Source organism: Lysinibacter sp. HNR (assembly GCF_029760935.1).
Classification (GTDB): Bacteria; Actinomycetota; Actinomycetes; order Actinomycetales; family Microbacteriaceae; genus HNR.
This window is the reverse complement of sequence record NZ_CP121684.1, coordinates 1,883,640-1,898,428: the sequence shown is the minus strand read 5'-3', so window position 1 is coordinate 1,898,428 and position 14,789 is coordinate 1,883,640. Positions and strand designations below refer to the sequence as shown.

11 protein-coding genes are annotated in these 14,789 nt (G+C 56.3%); 7 read left to right on the top strand and 4 right to left on the bottom strand.

Annotated elements, in window-relative coordinates; translation table 11 throughout:
- Positions 1-123: 123 nt before the first annotated feature.
- The 4 genes from FrondiHNR_RS08520 to FrondiHNR_RS08505 all read left to right on the top strand — a co-directional run bounded on the left by FrondiHNR_RS08520 (position 124) and on the right by FrondiHNR_RS08505 (position 2,226).
- A complete protein-coding gene (locus FrondiHNR_RS08520; protein WP_279352356.1) occupies positions 124-1,245 on the top strand; it encodes a hypothetical protein in 1,122 nt (373 codons plus the stop codon).
- A gap of 142 nt (positions 1,246-1,387) precedes the next feature.
- Complete coding sequence (locus FrondiHNR_RS08515; protein ID WP_279352355.1) at positions 1,388-1,621, top strand: hypothetical protein; 234 nt, start codon at positions 1,388-1,390, stop codon at positions 1,619-1,621.
- Positions 1,622-1,723: 102 nt separating this feature from the next.
- Positions 1,724-1,921: a hypothetical protein gene (locus FrondiHNR_RS08510; protein ID WP_279352354.1), complete on the top strand. Its 198-nt coding sequence runs from the start codon at positions 1,724-1,726 to the stop codon at positions 1,919-1,921.
- Positions 1,922-2,085: 164 nt separating this feature from the next.
- Positions 2,086-2,226, top strand: coding sequence for a hypothetical protein (locus FrondiHNR_RS08505; RefSeq protein WP_279352353.1), 141 nt, complete (start codon positions 2,086-2,088; stop codon positions 2,224-2,226).
- A gap of 72 nt (positions 2,227-2,298) precedes the next feature.
- On the opposite strand, the gene FrondiHNR_RS08500 is transcribed toward FrondiHNR_RS08505, so the two are convergent.
- Entirely contained in the window at positions 2,299-2,835 is a 537-nt protein-coding gene (locus FrondiHNR_RS08500) for a YbhB/YbcL family Raf kinase inhibitor-like protein (RefSeq protein WP_279352352.1), read from the bottom strand.
- A 119-nt stretch (positions 2,836-2,954) separates the two neighbouring features.
- Between FrondiHNR_RS08500 and FrondiHNR_RS08495 the strand changes: the two genes are divergently transcribed.
- The gene (locus FrondiHNR_RS08495; RefSeq protein ID WP_279354511.1) at positions 2,955-3,719 is read left to right on the top strand and encodes an SGNH/GDSL hydrolase family protein; all 765 of its coding nucleotides are present in this window, start codon (positions 2,955-2,957) and stop codon (positions 3,717-3,719) included.
- 51 nt (positions 3,720-3,770) lie between these two features.
- Here FrondiHNR_RS08495 and FrondiHNR_RS08490 read toward each other — a convergent pair whose 3' ends face one another.
- From FrondiHNR_RS08490 to FrondiHNR_RS08480, 3 genes are all read right to left on the bottom strand, one after another.
- On the bottom strand, positions 3,771-8,924 hold the full coding sequence (locus tag FrondiHNR_RS08490; RefSeq protein WP_279352351.1) for an ExeM/NucH family extracellular endonuclease: 5,154 nt from the start codon (positions 8,922-8,924) through the stop codon (positions 3,771-3,773).
- A 248-nt stretch (positions 8,925-9,172) separates the two neighbouring features.
- The gene (glsA, locus tag FrondiHNR_RS08485) at positions 9,173-10,216 is read right to left on the bottom strand and encodes a glutaminase A (RefSeq protein WP_279352350.1); all 1,044 of its coding nucleotides are present in this window, start codon (positions 10,214-10,216) and stop codon (positions 9,173-9,175) included.
- Positions 10,209-11,162, bottom strand: a complete 954-nt coding sequence (locus FrondiHNR_RS08480; protein ID WP_279352349.1) for an aldo/keto reductase — start codon at positions 11,160-11,162, stop codon at positions 10,209-10,211. The genes glsA and FrondiHNR_RS08480 overlap by 8 nt, the downstream gene beginning before the upstream one ends.
- Before the next feature lie 146 nt (positions 11,163-11,308).
- On the opposite strand from FrondiHNR_RS08480, the gene FrondiHNR_RS08475 reads away from it, so the two are divergent.
- Together FrondiHNR_RS08475 and FrondiHNR_RS08470 are read left to right on the top strand one after the other, a co-directional pair.
- On the top strand, positions 11,309-13,900 hold the full coding sequence (locus FrondiHNR_RS08475) for a DEAD/DEAH box helicase (protein ID WP_279352348.1): 2,592 nt from the start codon (positions 11,309-11,311) through the stop codon (positions 13,898-13,900).
- Positions 13,897-14,700, top strand: coding sequence for an alpha/beta hydrolase (locus FrondiHNR_RS08470; protein ID WP_279352347.1), 804 nt, complete (start codon positions 13,897-13,899; stop codon positions 14,698-14,700). The genes FrondiHNR_RS08475 and FrondiHNR_RS08470 overlap by 4 nt, the downstream gene beginning before the upstream one ends.
- The last annotated feature ends 89 nt before the right edge of the window (positions 14,701-14,789 follow it).

Genomic DNA, 14,789 nt, shown 5'->3' with positions numbered 1-14,789 from the left:
TTAAGTTTTTGCCGGGTATATGATTTTGGGTATCTGCGGCGATAAGCTAAACGTACAGTGTTGAGCGGTAGAGAAATCAACCGCCCAATCCGCTTATTGAGAGACTACGAAGGGGTTGATGTCATGCTTTATATTGACATTCCGACACGAGCCGATATTGAGCAGCTTGTGAACGAGCGGGAACCGGTTTCTGTTTCTATTTACCTGCAGACGAACCCGATTCCCTCGGAAACAGAGATCTCAAGAATCGAACTCAAAAACCTCACCGCCTCTGCGGTTGAGCAGCTGCGAGCGGTGGGAGCGCATAAGGCAGATATTGAATCTGTCCAAGAGCAGCTCGAAGGTCTGATCGAAGACAGCTCCTTTTGGCGTTATCTTTCTCGCAGTCTGGCACTGTTTGTTACCCCCCAGTCAATTCAAACCTTCCGGTTACCCAATGTTCTAGAGTCCACGGTTGAGGTAGCGGATCGCTTCTACGTTAAGCCTCTGCTGCGCGCCGTCACCTTTCCACAGGCCGCTTTTGTTCTCGCCCTTGCGGTCAATTCGGTTCGCCTCATCGAAATTTCTGCGGACGCTCCACCCGTTGTTGTGGAGATTCCCGGAATGCCAGAAGACGCTGCTGATGCTGTAGGCCTTGAATCAATTAACGGTCGCTCTCCCGACCGACGCATACAGGGTTCCGAGGGTCATAAAGTGCGTCTGCGGCAGTATGCCCGGGCGATCAACCAGGCTCTACGTCCGGCTTTCACGGGAATCAACCTTCCTCTCATACTCGCGGGTACCGAACCTATGCTGGGTATATTCCGATCGGTGAATACCTACCCTAATCTGGCAGAAGCCAGTATTCAGGGAAATCCCGAAGAGACAACAGACGCCGATCTCGCGTCCGAAGCCCGCAAAATCCTCGATGATCTATACGCAGCCGAGCTCAAAGAGCTTAAAGACGTCATGGCGAGCAGGGGAGCACACGGAAAGGCCATCACCGACCTCAGCGATGTGGCCAGGGCCGCCACTTTCGGCGCGGTTGAGACCCTCTTTGTAGATATCGATCGGAACATACCCGGGATCATTGACGAGGAGTCCGGTGCAATAACGCTGGCTCCGTCCGACGACGCTCGAAACTACGGCGTGGTTGACGAAATACTACGCCGGGCGTTACTCTCACAGGCCAGTATTTTTGCGGTCAGAGAACCCGATATGCCCGGTGGCGGTGCGGTAGCCGCAAGTGTTCGTTTTCCTGTTTAGCTCTGTGCTGAATGCGGGGGTGGGGTATATATCTCTCACCCCCGTTTCTGTATACAAGGCCAACAATTTTACGCGCTATTACTCACCTTTCCTCTCTGCAATTATGCGATCATAACCACTCTCACTAGCCCAAGAGTCCCCCATGACGCTCTCTCATAACCAGTTTGCCCTCAACGCCCTTCAATGGATTGATGTCAGCGTCGAGTGGGAATACACCAAGCCCGCTTTTCTCACCAAGCAGCCACGAGTGCTGCGTGAGGTCAAAGACTCGGGGTTTGGCGCGGTCATGCTGGAGGTTCTCCCCGCACAAACCCTGCAACCATACAGGCGTGTCATCGACGATTCTGGACTACGTGTTGCCCCCGGTTATGTTTAGATTGGACTCCCCGAGGATCAGGGCCTCTCACTGAGGCGTCACAGTGCTGAGTATTTTCGCTGGTTTGATCCGCTACGTCGCCGCGCTGAAGAATCAAACTTCATGGGTATTGATCGAGTTTTTCTTGCGATGGATATGGACGTTGCTGGTCATAGAAGTCGTCTTGAGACGGCCGCAGCCATCGGGCATAATTTCGACCAGGACAGGCTTGACCGTGTAACCGAGCTCCTGGCGGATGCTGCAGATATTCTGGTAGCGGAGGGTGTAAAATCGTCCCTCCACAACCGCGTAGGAACCTAGGTCGAGACCCAGTACGAAACCGAGTATGTCCTCGACCACATACCAAAGAATCTGCTCGCGGCGGGATTCGACATAGGCCACCTTGCGTGGGTGGGGCAGACTTTACCGCGCTTATGAAGAAATACGGGGACCGCATCGCTGATCTGCACATAAAGGACATTGACGTGAAAAGGGCACAGCAAAGCCGAGAGCTGGGGGAGTCCTACTATCAGGTTATGAGCGACAACTTCTTCTATGAGCCGGGTCTTGGAAGCATTCCTCTTGTCTCAGCTGTCAGAACCCTTCGACGGATGGATCATCGTTGAGGTTGATAAACCATCCATGTTCCCCTTCCTGAGCGCGGAGGTCAGTTGGCCCTGGGTTGAATCTCACTATCCCTAGGCAGGGGCACCAAACTCTCCCAGGCCAGTGAGGATCGCCCGTCCGAGCGTGTGGAAGTGAAGGTTAAACCCGAGAACAGCCGGTGTTGCCCTCGGGTCGATGTCGAGTGATTCAACGTCTAAAGCATGCACAACAAAAAAGTAGCGGTGGACACCCGTTCCCTGGGGCGGTGCGGCTCCGATAAAGTGGCTGAGTCGCATCTCATTGGGAAGCGTTACAGCCGCGGAGGGAAGTAACGGGCTGGAGGGGGCGCCGGCGTTGCTCTCCAGGGTGGTGACCTCAGCCGGAATATTAAAAACAGCCCAGTGCCAAAACCCGGAAGCCGTCGGGGCATCCGGGTCAAAGCAGGTGAGAGCAAAGCTTTTTGTTTCGGGAGCAAAACCACTCCACGAAAGGTGTGGAGAGGCATCGCTTCCTCCCACGGACTGTGAGTACTGGGCCGCGGGCATTAATCGACCATCCTGAATCTCGTCACTCATCAGCGTGAAGGAAGGAACCGGGGCAAGTACTTTATAGGGGTCGTAGTCAAACATTCAGGTCTCCTTATGTGGTGGAACTGCGAAAAACTTCGTTCTCTTTGACCGTAGTCGGTGAGTGGCGTTCTGCGCGACCCTCTCTCAAAGATTCTGTCTTGTTGGAATATGCTGTGATGATGCAGGAGATTAAATACGTGGCCCTGGGTGATAGTTTCACCGAGGGAGTTGGCGACGAGCTGTCGAACGGTTACGTTCGTGGATGGGCGGATCTGGTAGCGGAGGGCTTTGCCCAAGCCTCCTCTGAGGCTGTGTACTACGCAAATCTAGCGATTCGCGGAAAACTGCTTCGCGTGATTATTGATGAGCAGTTGGATCGGGCTCTTGCACTCTCCCCGACCCTCGTCACCTTTAACGGTGGTGGTAATGACATGCTTCGTCCTCGCACCCATGCTGCTGAACTCATTGCGCTCTTTCAAACGGTTATAGAGCGGGTCTCTGAAAGTGGGGCTCAGCTTGTTCTTCTGAGCGGCGGAAATCCCACGCGAGGGCTCCCCCTGGGGGGCTCAATCGAGCGTAAGGGTGATCTTCTTAATAACGAGGTGCGCCGCATTGCGGCAAAGAACGCGATTCCTTTTGTCGATAATTGGACAGATCACGAACTATCTGCCGCGCAGTACTGGTCCCCCGATCGTCTGCACCTCAATTCGGTAGGGCATCACCGGGTGGCGAGCAGAGTGTTACAGGCCCTGCACTACCCGGCTCCGAGTGACTGGCAGGTCAGGGCGGAGCGGCCCAACCCCCGTCCCGGATTTCGTGAGAACGCGGTGTATTACCGAGATCACGTTGTGCCCTGGGTGCAGCGTAGGCTCACCGGTAAGTCATCGGGGGACGGACGACAGGCCAAGATTGCGGAGTGGAAGCGCATCTCCGGGGCTCGGTAGGTCTCCTCACCGCTAACCGTGACGGTGAGGAGACCTCGCAAAGTATCTTGACTAGTGGGTGAGGTTGTCTTTGCGTCGGCGAACAATAAGCGTCGTGCCCACGGCAAGGAGGACAAGAGCTCCGAGAGTCCACGCGCCGAACTCCGAACCTGTTTGGGAGAGCCTTCCCTTCTCCTTGCCAGCAACTACAGTAATCTCATCCCAGCCGATCACCTGATCTTCGGAGTCAAGCACCACGATCCGGTGTTTTCCGTGTTCGGTATCAAGGGGAATGCGAGCAGACACTGTTCCCGCACTGGAAACCTGAACCCACCCGTCGCTGATTATCGTGGGGGAGGAGTGCATCCACACGCTTGTCCATCCTCCGCGCCAGCCGTCATCAAATCCCCCGCCGCGCCACCCACCGAGATAGGCGGTGATGGTGTCGCCGGGAGAGACCACATCGGGTGATACCGATATGAGGTTTTTATTGTGCTCCGTGAGCTGGTCATCGGTGGTGGGAGAGGGGTTTCTCGTGGGTTTATCGTTGGGAGGAGTGATTATTTGGTTGCTCGTCAACTCCACGGGAATACGCACGGTAGTACCGGACTCCTCTAGCGTGACAACAATCTCACCGGAGGTAAAGTTAGCCGTTCTGGCAGTAGTGTCTACTGTGGTGAGGGCGGCGGTGCGGGTAAAGCGTTCAGCACCAATTTTGGTGAGGGCGGCGGTGCTCGTCAACGTGGACGCACCGCTAAAAGGAGCAGGTGAGAGGCCGGGAATTGGGACCGCAAAAGAGGCTGTGCCGTTAGACACCGGAACATCGCTGACGAGGGGGACGGTAAATCCGCCGGGCCACTCCCAGTGAGTCACGAGTGTTGTGTGTTCGGGGCTTCCCAGGGAGGTCAGGTTAACGCCGGAGAGAGTCACTGCGGCGCTATCCCCATGGTTGAGGGGTGTGGTGGGTGCTTCAGTCACCGCAACCGAGCGGGCAGCAAACGACGGACCCACACCGGGATTAGTTCGAAGATAATCGATCCAGGCGTCGCGGTCGACCAGCCCGGAGTCTCTGGTGTTGGTTCCCTGAGTGAACACACGAAAGTTGTCTCCTCCCTGCAGGAGGAAGCTAAACGATCCGATTCGGTAACTGGCGGTGGCGTCGATGGGCTTGTGGTCAATCCAGATGCCGGTTACCCGGTCACCCTGTGCCCTGCTCTCGTCGAACGTGTACTGCACGTTTTGTGAAAGACCAAGCTTGAGGAAGGGGCGAGAGGACGGGACATTACCCTGCGCGTCTGTTTGCCATTGCTGCTCGAGGGCGGCTTTAAACTGAGCACCCGTCAGACTGGTGGTCCACAGGTTGTTTACGAAGGGCAAAACAGCGTTTGCCTGCGCGTACGTGATCACGCCATCAGCCCCGTAGCGAAGGTCTGCTCGAAGGCCCCCCGGATTAACCACGCCGATTGTGGCGCCGCCCCGTTCCTCAGATGAGAGGCTGGACACGAGAGAGTCGGCTACCAGATTGCCCAGGGCAGACTCCGCAGCTCGATTATCACGGTCTCCTCCCGTGTAGACACCGTTTACGTAGCTTCCTCCGCTAAACGCCGTTGTGATGTCCGACGATATTGTTCCGACGGGTTGGTTACCGATGACTGCGGCCTCGCTGAGCGCTGCATCCACAATGCTTTTTACCTCTGCAACTCGCGGATAACTAGTGATCAAATCGACGTCATTTGTGGTGGTGCGGGGGACATTGTTAGCGGTGTAATCTGTGATTTCTTTACTGTCGGGACTCACTGAGAGAACAACCTGTCCCACATTCTCGCCGTAGTTTCCCGTCTGAAGTATGGGACGAGTCTGCCCGTCTTTCCCCGGGATTGGGGCATCCCACGCGTATTGTTTGTGGCTGTGTCCGGTAAAGATGGCACCCACACTGTTTGTTGTTTCGGTCACAATCTTTGCAAAGGCACCACCTGCGGCAACCTCCTGTTCAAGGGTTGCTCCGTCGGGGGTGCCGGCACCGGCACCCTCGTGATAAACCGCGATAAGAACATCGGCCTGCCCGTTCTCGGGGTTTCCATCGGTCAGTTTTTCCGCAACGCGGTTGACCGCATCAACCGGATCACCAAAGCTGAGATCGGTGATTCCACCCGGAGACACCAGGGTGGGGGTTTCCTCGGTGACGGCCCCAATGACTCCCACCGTGATGCCCTCTACATCAAAGAGCGCGTACTCGTCGAGAACCGGATCTGTGGTGCCGCGAGCGTAAACGTTGGCACCAAGATGGCTAAAGAGGGCGTTGGGATTATTCTCGGGACCGATCACCCGATCGACCAGATCGGTGAAACCGGTATCAAACTCGTGGTTGCCCACCGCCGTTGCCCGTAGGTCGAGTGCGTTGAGCACATCAATGGTGGGCTGATCCTGCTGGATTGAGGAGGCAAAGAGTGAGGCACCGATGTTGTCCCCGGCGGAGAGCATCAGGGTGTTGGCATCGCCGTGCTGCTGTCGTAACTGCTCAACGGTTCCCGCAAATTTTACCGTGTTCGAGTCGATACGTCCGTGGAAATCATTAATGCTGAGCAGGTTAATCGGAACATCTGGCAAGAACGTGGTGTTCAGATCAATGCCCACGATGATCGGGTCATGGTCACTCGATCGATAGGGGCTGGTGTCGTAAAAGTTGGTTGCGTTGTAGTTGTAGCGGCTGTACTCGAGGGCTATTGACTCGCCCGCATTAATGTTCCAGATGTCCGCTCCGGCAACGTGTGGAGCCGCCCCCTCAGAGGCCAATATGTGGTCGAGGGAACCGCTCGCACCGTCAAACGAGTAGGTGTACTTACCCGTTGCCGCACCGAGGTCGGTATAACCCGCATCTGCGAGTGTGATCAGAGGGTCTTCTTGGCTATACGCGTTAAAATCGCCCAGGAGAAACACCTTGTTGGTGTTCTGTGATTGCTGTAGTTTTTCCGAAAAGTCAATCAGGGCGTTGGCCTGTGCCACTCGTGAGTGATTGGAAGCCCCCTGTCCGTCACCCGTGTCTGCGTCCGCTCCGCTGCCGGAGCCCTTTGACTTGAAATGGTTTGCGATGGCAATAAAGGTTTCGCCGCCTTCGTCACCTTTAGCCGCAAATTGTTGGGCAAGAGGCTTGCGAGCGTTATTAAACGCGGTTCCCTCTGTGAGGATGCGTGACTCTCCTACGGGAGCGACCACATCCTCTTTGTAGATGAACGCCGTGCGAATCACGTCTTCCTTGTTGAGAGGAGGAAGCGTACTGGGGGAGGGAACGTAAGCCCAGGGGTTGCCTGTGGTTGCGCTGTTGAGAGCGGCAGTGAGCGTGCTGAGAGCGTTATCCCGATCTTTACCAAACTTTGCGGAGTTTTCGATCTCTTCCAGAGCAACCACGTCTGCGTCGAGGGTATTGATGGCGGTGACGATTTTCTCTTGCTGCCGTGAGAGATTCTGTGCATCTGCGGCTCCCCGCGCGTCGCAACCAGATCGAACGGTTATTTTATTGCCCTGCCGGTCGTTGTAGAAGGAACAGCCGGGGATACTGTCTCCCGTGGTAGTGAAGTAGTTGAGCACGTTGAAACTGGAGAGTTTTATCGTGCCACCGACCTGATTGGGCTCGGGGGTGCGTACATTGGAGAATTTTACCGGTTGTGTGCTCGCAGCGTTTTCTGCCGTGAGCTGCGTGGTCGGCTGGAACTTCCAACGACCATTTCTGTAGTCAAAGATAACGGCCGAGTTGAAGGTTACGGAGGATCCCACGCTCACAGGTTCGGAGCTTGATAGATACGGAAGGGGGGTGTCCTTGGAGGTGGTAAGAAAGTTGGTGGAGGAACCATCATCCAGGGTAACCGACCGGGCAGCGTTGTCAGCGACCACTTGAGCATACTCGGCGCTACCTGGGCGGGCGATCTCTGTGGGGGTGATGAGTGGTGTTGCTCCTGCGGCCAAACCTATCTCTGCGTACTGGTTGGTGGTGTGGGTGTTTGTCACCGTGAAGTCGCCCTGTGGCTCCATAAGCATTCCCTCAAACGCTTTTCTCTGCGCTTCGGTTGCGGGCAAAGAAACTCGGGCCGGAACGGGGTCCACGACTGATTCAGAAGTTTTTACCAGGTCGGAAGTGTTGCTTACCGTCACCTGGGCGAGCCCCTGATAGCTGCCAACAGTGCCAGTAATCTCAACGTGATCGCCGATAGCAACGTGCCCAACGGTAGCGCCAGAAAAGACAAAAATTGCGTCCGATACGGTGTGTGTGACCGGATTCAGGTCTCCACCTGTTCCCGGGGTTTGGATGTAGTAGCCGCTGTATCCGCCGGTGGGGTACGTCGCAGTGACAACGCCCGAGGTGGTAATTTTTTTGCCCTGGTAGGGAGAGAGGGCCCCTGTACCTCGAACCTGCGCGATGGTGAGTTTTTCTGCTGGCGGAGGCACAGGAGGGCCCACAATGGGTGGAGTCGTTGGATCTTCGGGGTCAGTGTTGGTAGCACTCTGGGGGGTGATCGTGGAGGGATGAGTGAAGTCTGCCTGATTATTATCGGTGTCGACAAAATTGGTGCGGGCAAGGGAATTAGGCACGCTGTTTGCGCCGGTCACAAGAGCAGGCGATCCCTCAAAAGCTGCTGCGTTAGCGCCATACCCCAGAAAGTCTTGAATAGCGGGTAAGCCTGTGAGGGATCCCGCGCCTACGGTTAGCGGCTCGGTACTTGATGAAAGAAAGAGTTGGCCCAGCGTCCCGCTCGGGTTGAGTCCGATAGAAAGATCGGGGGTGGGTAGGTCAGCTCCGACACTACCGTTTCCGCTCATGGCCACAAGAAAATAGCCTTCGGCGGGTATGGTGCCGCTGAGGGCTGCAACGTTGTTACTTGTCACCGGTGCGGTGTTGGTTCCTGCGCGGTATTGGAGCGACCATCCGCCGAGAGAGACCTCTGTCTGGGTGGGGTTATAAAGTTCGATGAACTTCTGGTTGTAGACGGCGTTGGCGCTGCCACCCTTGAGGTACACTTCGTTGATGATGACGCCGGTCCCATCGGTGTTTGCGTGGGCAGTTGTTGCCCCCGATGACACTGTGAAGGGTGCTGCGAGGAGGCCGAGGATGAGCGTGACGGCAAGGGCAGGCCGAGAGATGAGAATGCTGCGAAGCTTTCCTTTGTGCTTCGACAGCGGGGCGGTGTAATTCGGATGAAGCTGCTGAGCGCGATTCTTTTCAGAGTGTGACATGAAGTGCCTTGTGGGTATTACCGGTTAGGTGTTGGACGTTCAAAATTGTACATATTACGAGGTAACGGTGCGTTATCAATACTGGGAACCAGGTGTCCACTCGGTCACCCGACATTGCGCGATAGTAAATAGACTAGAACGTTTTGTTAGCTCCTGGCAAAATTATCGGTTTTCCCCGGCTTGCTTATGGACTTCCTCTGAAAGTGTTGTTGCGCATATACAAACCGGCGATTAGCTGATATTGGTGATTACTGTATCGGCTTGGACGCAAAAAGATTAAGACCTAGCCTTTCCGAAAGGAAAGAAGCGGAAAGAGTTCCACGCACGCTACTGCCCGCAGAGTCCAGCGGTGGGGAGAACGAAGCAACTCCACCCTTACCCGGGGAAATCGTTACGAGACCACCGCTCACCCCACTCTTTGCGGGTAGGCCGATATTGTAAAGCCACTCGCCGGAGCGTTCATAAAGACCGGACGAGGCCAGTACCGCCAACACCCGCTTGCACGTTTCAGGGCTGACAACCTGCTGCTTGGTAAGGGGATTGAGCCCCCCATCAGCAAGGGTTGCCCCCATCACGGCTAAGTCTTCGGTGGTGACCCGCAGAGAGCACTGCTTGGTGTAGTTATCGGTGGCCTCCTCCGGGTTGGAATAAATCTTTCCATAGCCTTCGAGTAGCTGTGCGATGCCCCTATTGCGCTGATTCGTGGCGGATTCTGAGTGATACGCATCGTGATCTAGGGTAAGTTCCCGACCGGCAAAATGGTTAAGCCCGTCGTGAATGAATCGCCATCTCTCCTCCGCGGTGTCACCGGGAGCAAGGCTGGTGGTGGCTATTGCCCCCGCATTAACCATGGGGTTCGACGTTCTTCCCTCCTGCATCTCCAGGGCAAGAACCGAGTTAAACGGGAGTCCGGTGTTATTAACACCAATTTTTTCTTGGGCCTCGTGGGCGCCGATGATTTCTAGGATTAGGGCGAATACAAACGGCTTTGACACACTCTGCATTGAAAAGCTGTGTGTGCTGTCGCCCACGGAGTAGAGATTACCGTTCATATCGGCCAGGGAAATACCAAAAAGGTGGGGTGAGGTACTCGCAAGACTGGGAATGTAGTTCGCAACTCTACCGTCTTGAACATGCAGAAAAGTGGAGTAGGCCTCGGTAATAATCTGGCTAACCGTTTCGGGAGGAGGAAGGAATCCCGTTGACACCAGTGGGTTTGGCTCGGGCTTGGTGCCGTGATGAATAAGAAAACCCGTGCCCTGGGTGTGGCTTCTCGTCTTGCGTTTAGACATCTGAGGCGGCCGATAGCGCGGCGAGTTCTTCAGGACTGAGGTCAAGACTCATGGACGTAATCAAGGCTTTAACCTGTTCCAGGTCGCGAGCGCTAGCCAAGGGGGCGACCACGGTTGGCTGTTCGCGGAGCCAGGCTAGAGCCACGCTAGCCACGCCGACACCCTGGCGGTAAGCAATGGCGTCCAGGGAATCAAGCACCCGTTCTCCTCGGGTGTTTAGGTACTTATGAGCCTCTGAGGAGCGAGGGCTGTTTACCGTTTCACCCCGGTATTTTCCGGTGAGGAATCCCTTGGCGAGCGAAAAATAGGGGAACACCCCGAGATTATATTTTTGAGCTCTGATCCGTAGCTCTGACTCAAAATCGCGCTCCATGAGGTTGTAGTGTGGTTGCAGGGCCACGGGGCGATAGAAGGAATTTTCTTCCGTGAGAGACATCCATTCGTCGATACGCGTTGCCGAGTAGTTGGAGATTCCAATGAATCGTACCTTCCCCGCTTCGATGAGGGAGTTAAACGCGGTGAGTGTCTCTTCAAGTGGAACCTGTGGATCATCGAAGTGTGCATAGTAAAGATCGATGTAATCGGTGTTTAGTCGGCGTAGGGATGCGTCAGCAGCCGCTCGGATGTTTGCCCCCGCGAGTCCCTCGTACTTTGGGTGGGTGCTCACCTTGGTGGCAACGATGACCTCATCACGGTTACCGCGAGAGTCCATCCACGCTCCGATTGTTTCTTCGCTTTCGCCACCGGTGTTACCGGGAGCCCAGTGTGAGTAGCCATCGGCAGTATCGACAAAATTGCCACCCTTATCAAAGAATGCATCAAGAACGTCAAATGAGGATGTCCTGTCGGCGGTCCACCCAAAGACATTGCCCCCGAGTCCCAGGGGAGAAACCATCAGGTCGGAGGAACCAACTGCGCGATAGCGAGAGCCAGAGATATGGGTCATGGGATTCTCCTTTAAAAATTGATGTTGTCGAGTACACAGACACACGTACTGTAATTAGGTTAGCTGGTTGCCGATGGTCTGCCCAGCTGAGGTTTTAAGTCGGTCCACAGCTCCCGTCACAGCCCGCAAAATGGGAGGATAGAGGGGTGAGTGAAAAAACCGGACTTCCCACGGCGCTGGCTACCCTGCAAGAAACGGGTGAGGCCGACCCCGATGCTATTTTTTTGGCGTTTACCGGGTGGGCGGAGTCCACGGGGATTAGTCTCTATCCGGCGCAGGAGGAAGCGTTGATGGAGATCGTTTCTGGTTCCAATGTCATCCTGTCAACACCCACCGGGACGGGAAAGTCACTTGTGGCAACGGGGGCGCACTTTACCGCTCTGGCTACCGGTCTCCGCACCTACTATACGGCCCCGATTAAAGCTCTGGTCAGCGAGAAGTTTTTTTCCCTGGTTGCGATTTTTGGTGCCGAGAGCGTGGGGATGGTCACTGGCGATTCTGCCGTTAACCCCGACGCTCCCATCATCTGCTGCACCGCCGAGATTCTTGCCAATCAGGCTCTTCGCTACGGAGACGAGGCGGATATCGGTCAGGTGGTTATGGACGAGTTTCACTATTACTCAGACCCCGAGAGAGGCTGGGCCTGGCAGGTTCCCCTGCTCCTCATGAAACACACCCAATTCATCCTCATGTCTGCCACTCTCGGGGATATCACGGACCTTGCGGCGGATCTTACCCGCCGCACGGGCCGCCCCACCGCTGAGGTCACGGGAAGCAGTAGGCCCGTACCCCTGAGCTACACCTACGTGACCACCTCGGTTCAGGAGACCATTGAGGAACTCATGCAGGGTGGTCAGGCACCTATTTACGTGGTGCATTTTGCTCAGGCCGCCGCTGCCGAACGGGCGCAATCGCTCACGAGCATCCGGGTGATCACACGCGAGCAGCGTGACGAAATCGCAGAGGCTATCGGAGAGTTCAGGTTCACAACGGGCTTCGGTAAAACTCTCTCGCGCCTGGTTCGGGCGGGTATCGGGGTGCATCACGCGGGTATGCTGCCGCGCTACCGGCGGTTGGTAGAGCAGCTGGCTCAGCGTGGACTCTTGAAGGTCATTTGCGGTACCGACACCCTCGGTGTGGGCATCAACGTCCCCATCCGAACGGTTCTCCTGAGCGGACTGACCAAATACGACGGGGTGAGGATGCGCCAGCTCAACGCCCGCGAGTTTCATCAGATCGCGGGCCGAGCGGGTCGAGCCGGTTACGATACCGCCGGTGACGTTGTCTTGCAGGCTCCCGAGCACGAGATTGATAACCTCAAAATGGTCCAGAAAGCGGGAGATGATCCCAAGAAAAAACGTAAGATTATCCGCAAAAAAGCCCCGCAGGGCTTTGTCTCCTGGGGTGAGCCCAGCTTTGAGCGGATCATTGCGGCGGAACCGGAAAAGATGGCGAGCAGCATGGTGATTACCCATTCAATGATGCTCAACGTGATAGCCCAGGGACGCGACGCTTTTGAAACGGTCAAAACTCTAGTCTTCGATAATCATGAGCCTCGAGCCCGTCAATACGAACTGGCCCTGCGGGCGATAGAGATTTACCGTACACTGCGTTCCGCTGGAATAGTTGAGCAGTACACGGACGAGAAGGAGCGCACACGCTTCAGGCTCACGGTTGATCTTCAAGCCAACTTTGCTCTCAACCAGCCGCTCTCGCCGTTTGCTATTGCTGCGTTGGAACTTCTCGATGAGGATATTCCTACCCACTCTCTTGACGTGATCTCGGTGATCGAGTCCACGCTCGAAGACCCCCGACCCATCACCAACGCACAGCAATTCCTCGCGCGGGGTGAGGCCGTGGCGGCGATGAAGCAGGAGGGCATCGAATACGACGAGCGTATGGAACTGCTTGATGACGTCACCCATCCCAAGCCCCTGAAAGAGCTTCTGGACGCAGCTTTTGAACTGTACGCTGCCGAACGCCCCTGGGCCCGCGACTTTGAGCTGTCTCCCAAATCTGTTGTGCGCGACATGTACGAGCGGGCAATGACGTTTACCGAGTACGTATCGTTTTACAAGGTTGCGCGCTCTGAAGGTCTGGTTCTTCGGTATCTCTCGGATGCCTATCGGGCGATCAGTCAGACGGTGCCCGACGAGAAGAAGAGCGAGGAGCTGCTCGATATTATCGAGTGGCTTGGCGAGTTGGTGCGCCAGGTAGACTCAAGCCTGCTGGACGAGTGGGAAGAGTTGGCTCATCCCGATCCGGCCCAGCACGAACAGGTGGCCCGCTCCCTCCCGCCCACCCCGCGAAACATTTTGAGTAATCGCCGGGCCTTTCTGGTGCTCATCAGAAACGAAATGTTTCGCCGGGTGCAACTGGCTGCCCTGGATAGGGTTGAAGAACTGGGAGAGATTGATGGGACCTCGGGCTGGGACTCCGAACGTTGGGCGGATGCTCTTGACGCCTATTTTGCCGAGTATGAATCCTTAGGCATTGGACCCCAGGCACGAGGCCCGCACCTGATCACTGTGGATGAGACCCCCGAAAAGAGTCGCGGAGTCTGGTTGGTTCGGCAGATATTTGATGACCCCGAGGGTGACCACGACTGGGGCATGAGTGCTGAGGTTGACCTGGCCGAATCGGTCACGGCCGGCGAGGCTGTTATCCGGATCACCAACGTGGGTCCGCTCAGTGACGCAACCGCGACAGCGCCCCTGCACGAGGGCGGGCAACGATGATTCGTGGGGAGGCTTACAATCCTGCAGACGGGGTGCGAATTTCCTATGAGGTGGATGATAACAATGCAGAGCGTCCCGTCATCCTTCTGATCCACGGCTCAGGCCTCTCCCGGGCCAGCTGGCGTGGCCTCGGCTATGTTCGTGGGTTTCGAGAGGCGTTTCGTGTTGTAACGGTTGACCTGCGCGGGCACGGTCTGAGCGATAAACCCCACTTCGCAGATTCCTACTCGCGCGATCTGTTTCTCCTGGATCTGATTGCCGTTCTCGATGAGGTGGGGGCCGGTTCCGCCCACTTTGTGGGATACTCCATCGGGGCCCGGCTCTCCCTGGAGATGGCGGTGACCCACCCCGAACGCATAACAAGCGCAAGCATGCTGGGCGGTACACCCGCCGGATCGGCAGGTCAGGTGGCGCGCCTTTTCTTTCCCGATTACCTGGAGGCTCTTCGCATCGGGGGGATGTCCGCCTTTATCGAGGGATGGGAGGAACGAGCGGGCGGCCGAGTCGACTCCTCGACCCGCGGTGTTTTTGAGCGAAACGATCCACATGCGCTCGCCGCGTACTTTGAACGGGTTGAGACCGAGCGGGGGATTCCCGAGGAGGTTCTGGTACACGTTGCGGTGCCCACCCTGTGGATGGCGGGAACTGAAGATAATCCCCGCTATGCGCAGTCGCAGCGGGCCGCAGAGGTAATGGGGGGACTCTTTGTTCCCCTGCCCGGGAGAAATCACGGCACCACGCTCTTTCCCGCAGAGCCGGTTGTTCGAGAGATTCTTGCCTTTACGGGTGCTTTGTTGTGACCGAGGAAGTAGCCCGACCGGGGCCGAGCGTGATCTGCTGTAAAATGGTACGAGCGGGTGCGGAGCGATCCGTCACGACCGTAGGGGTC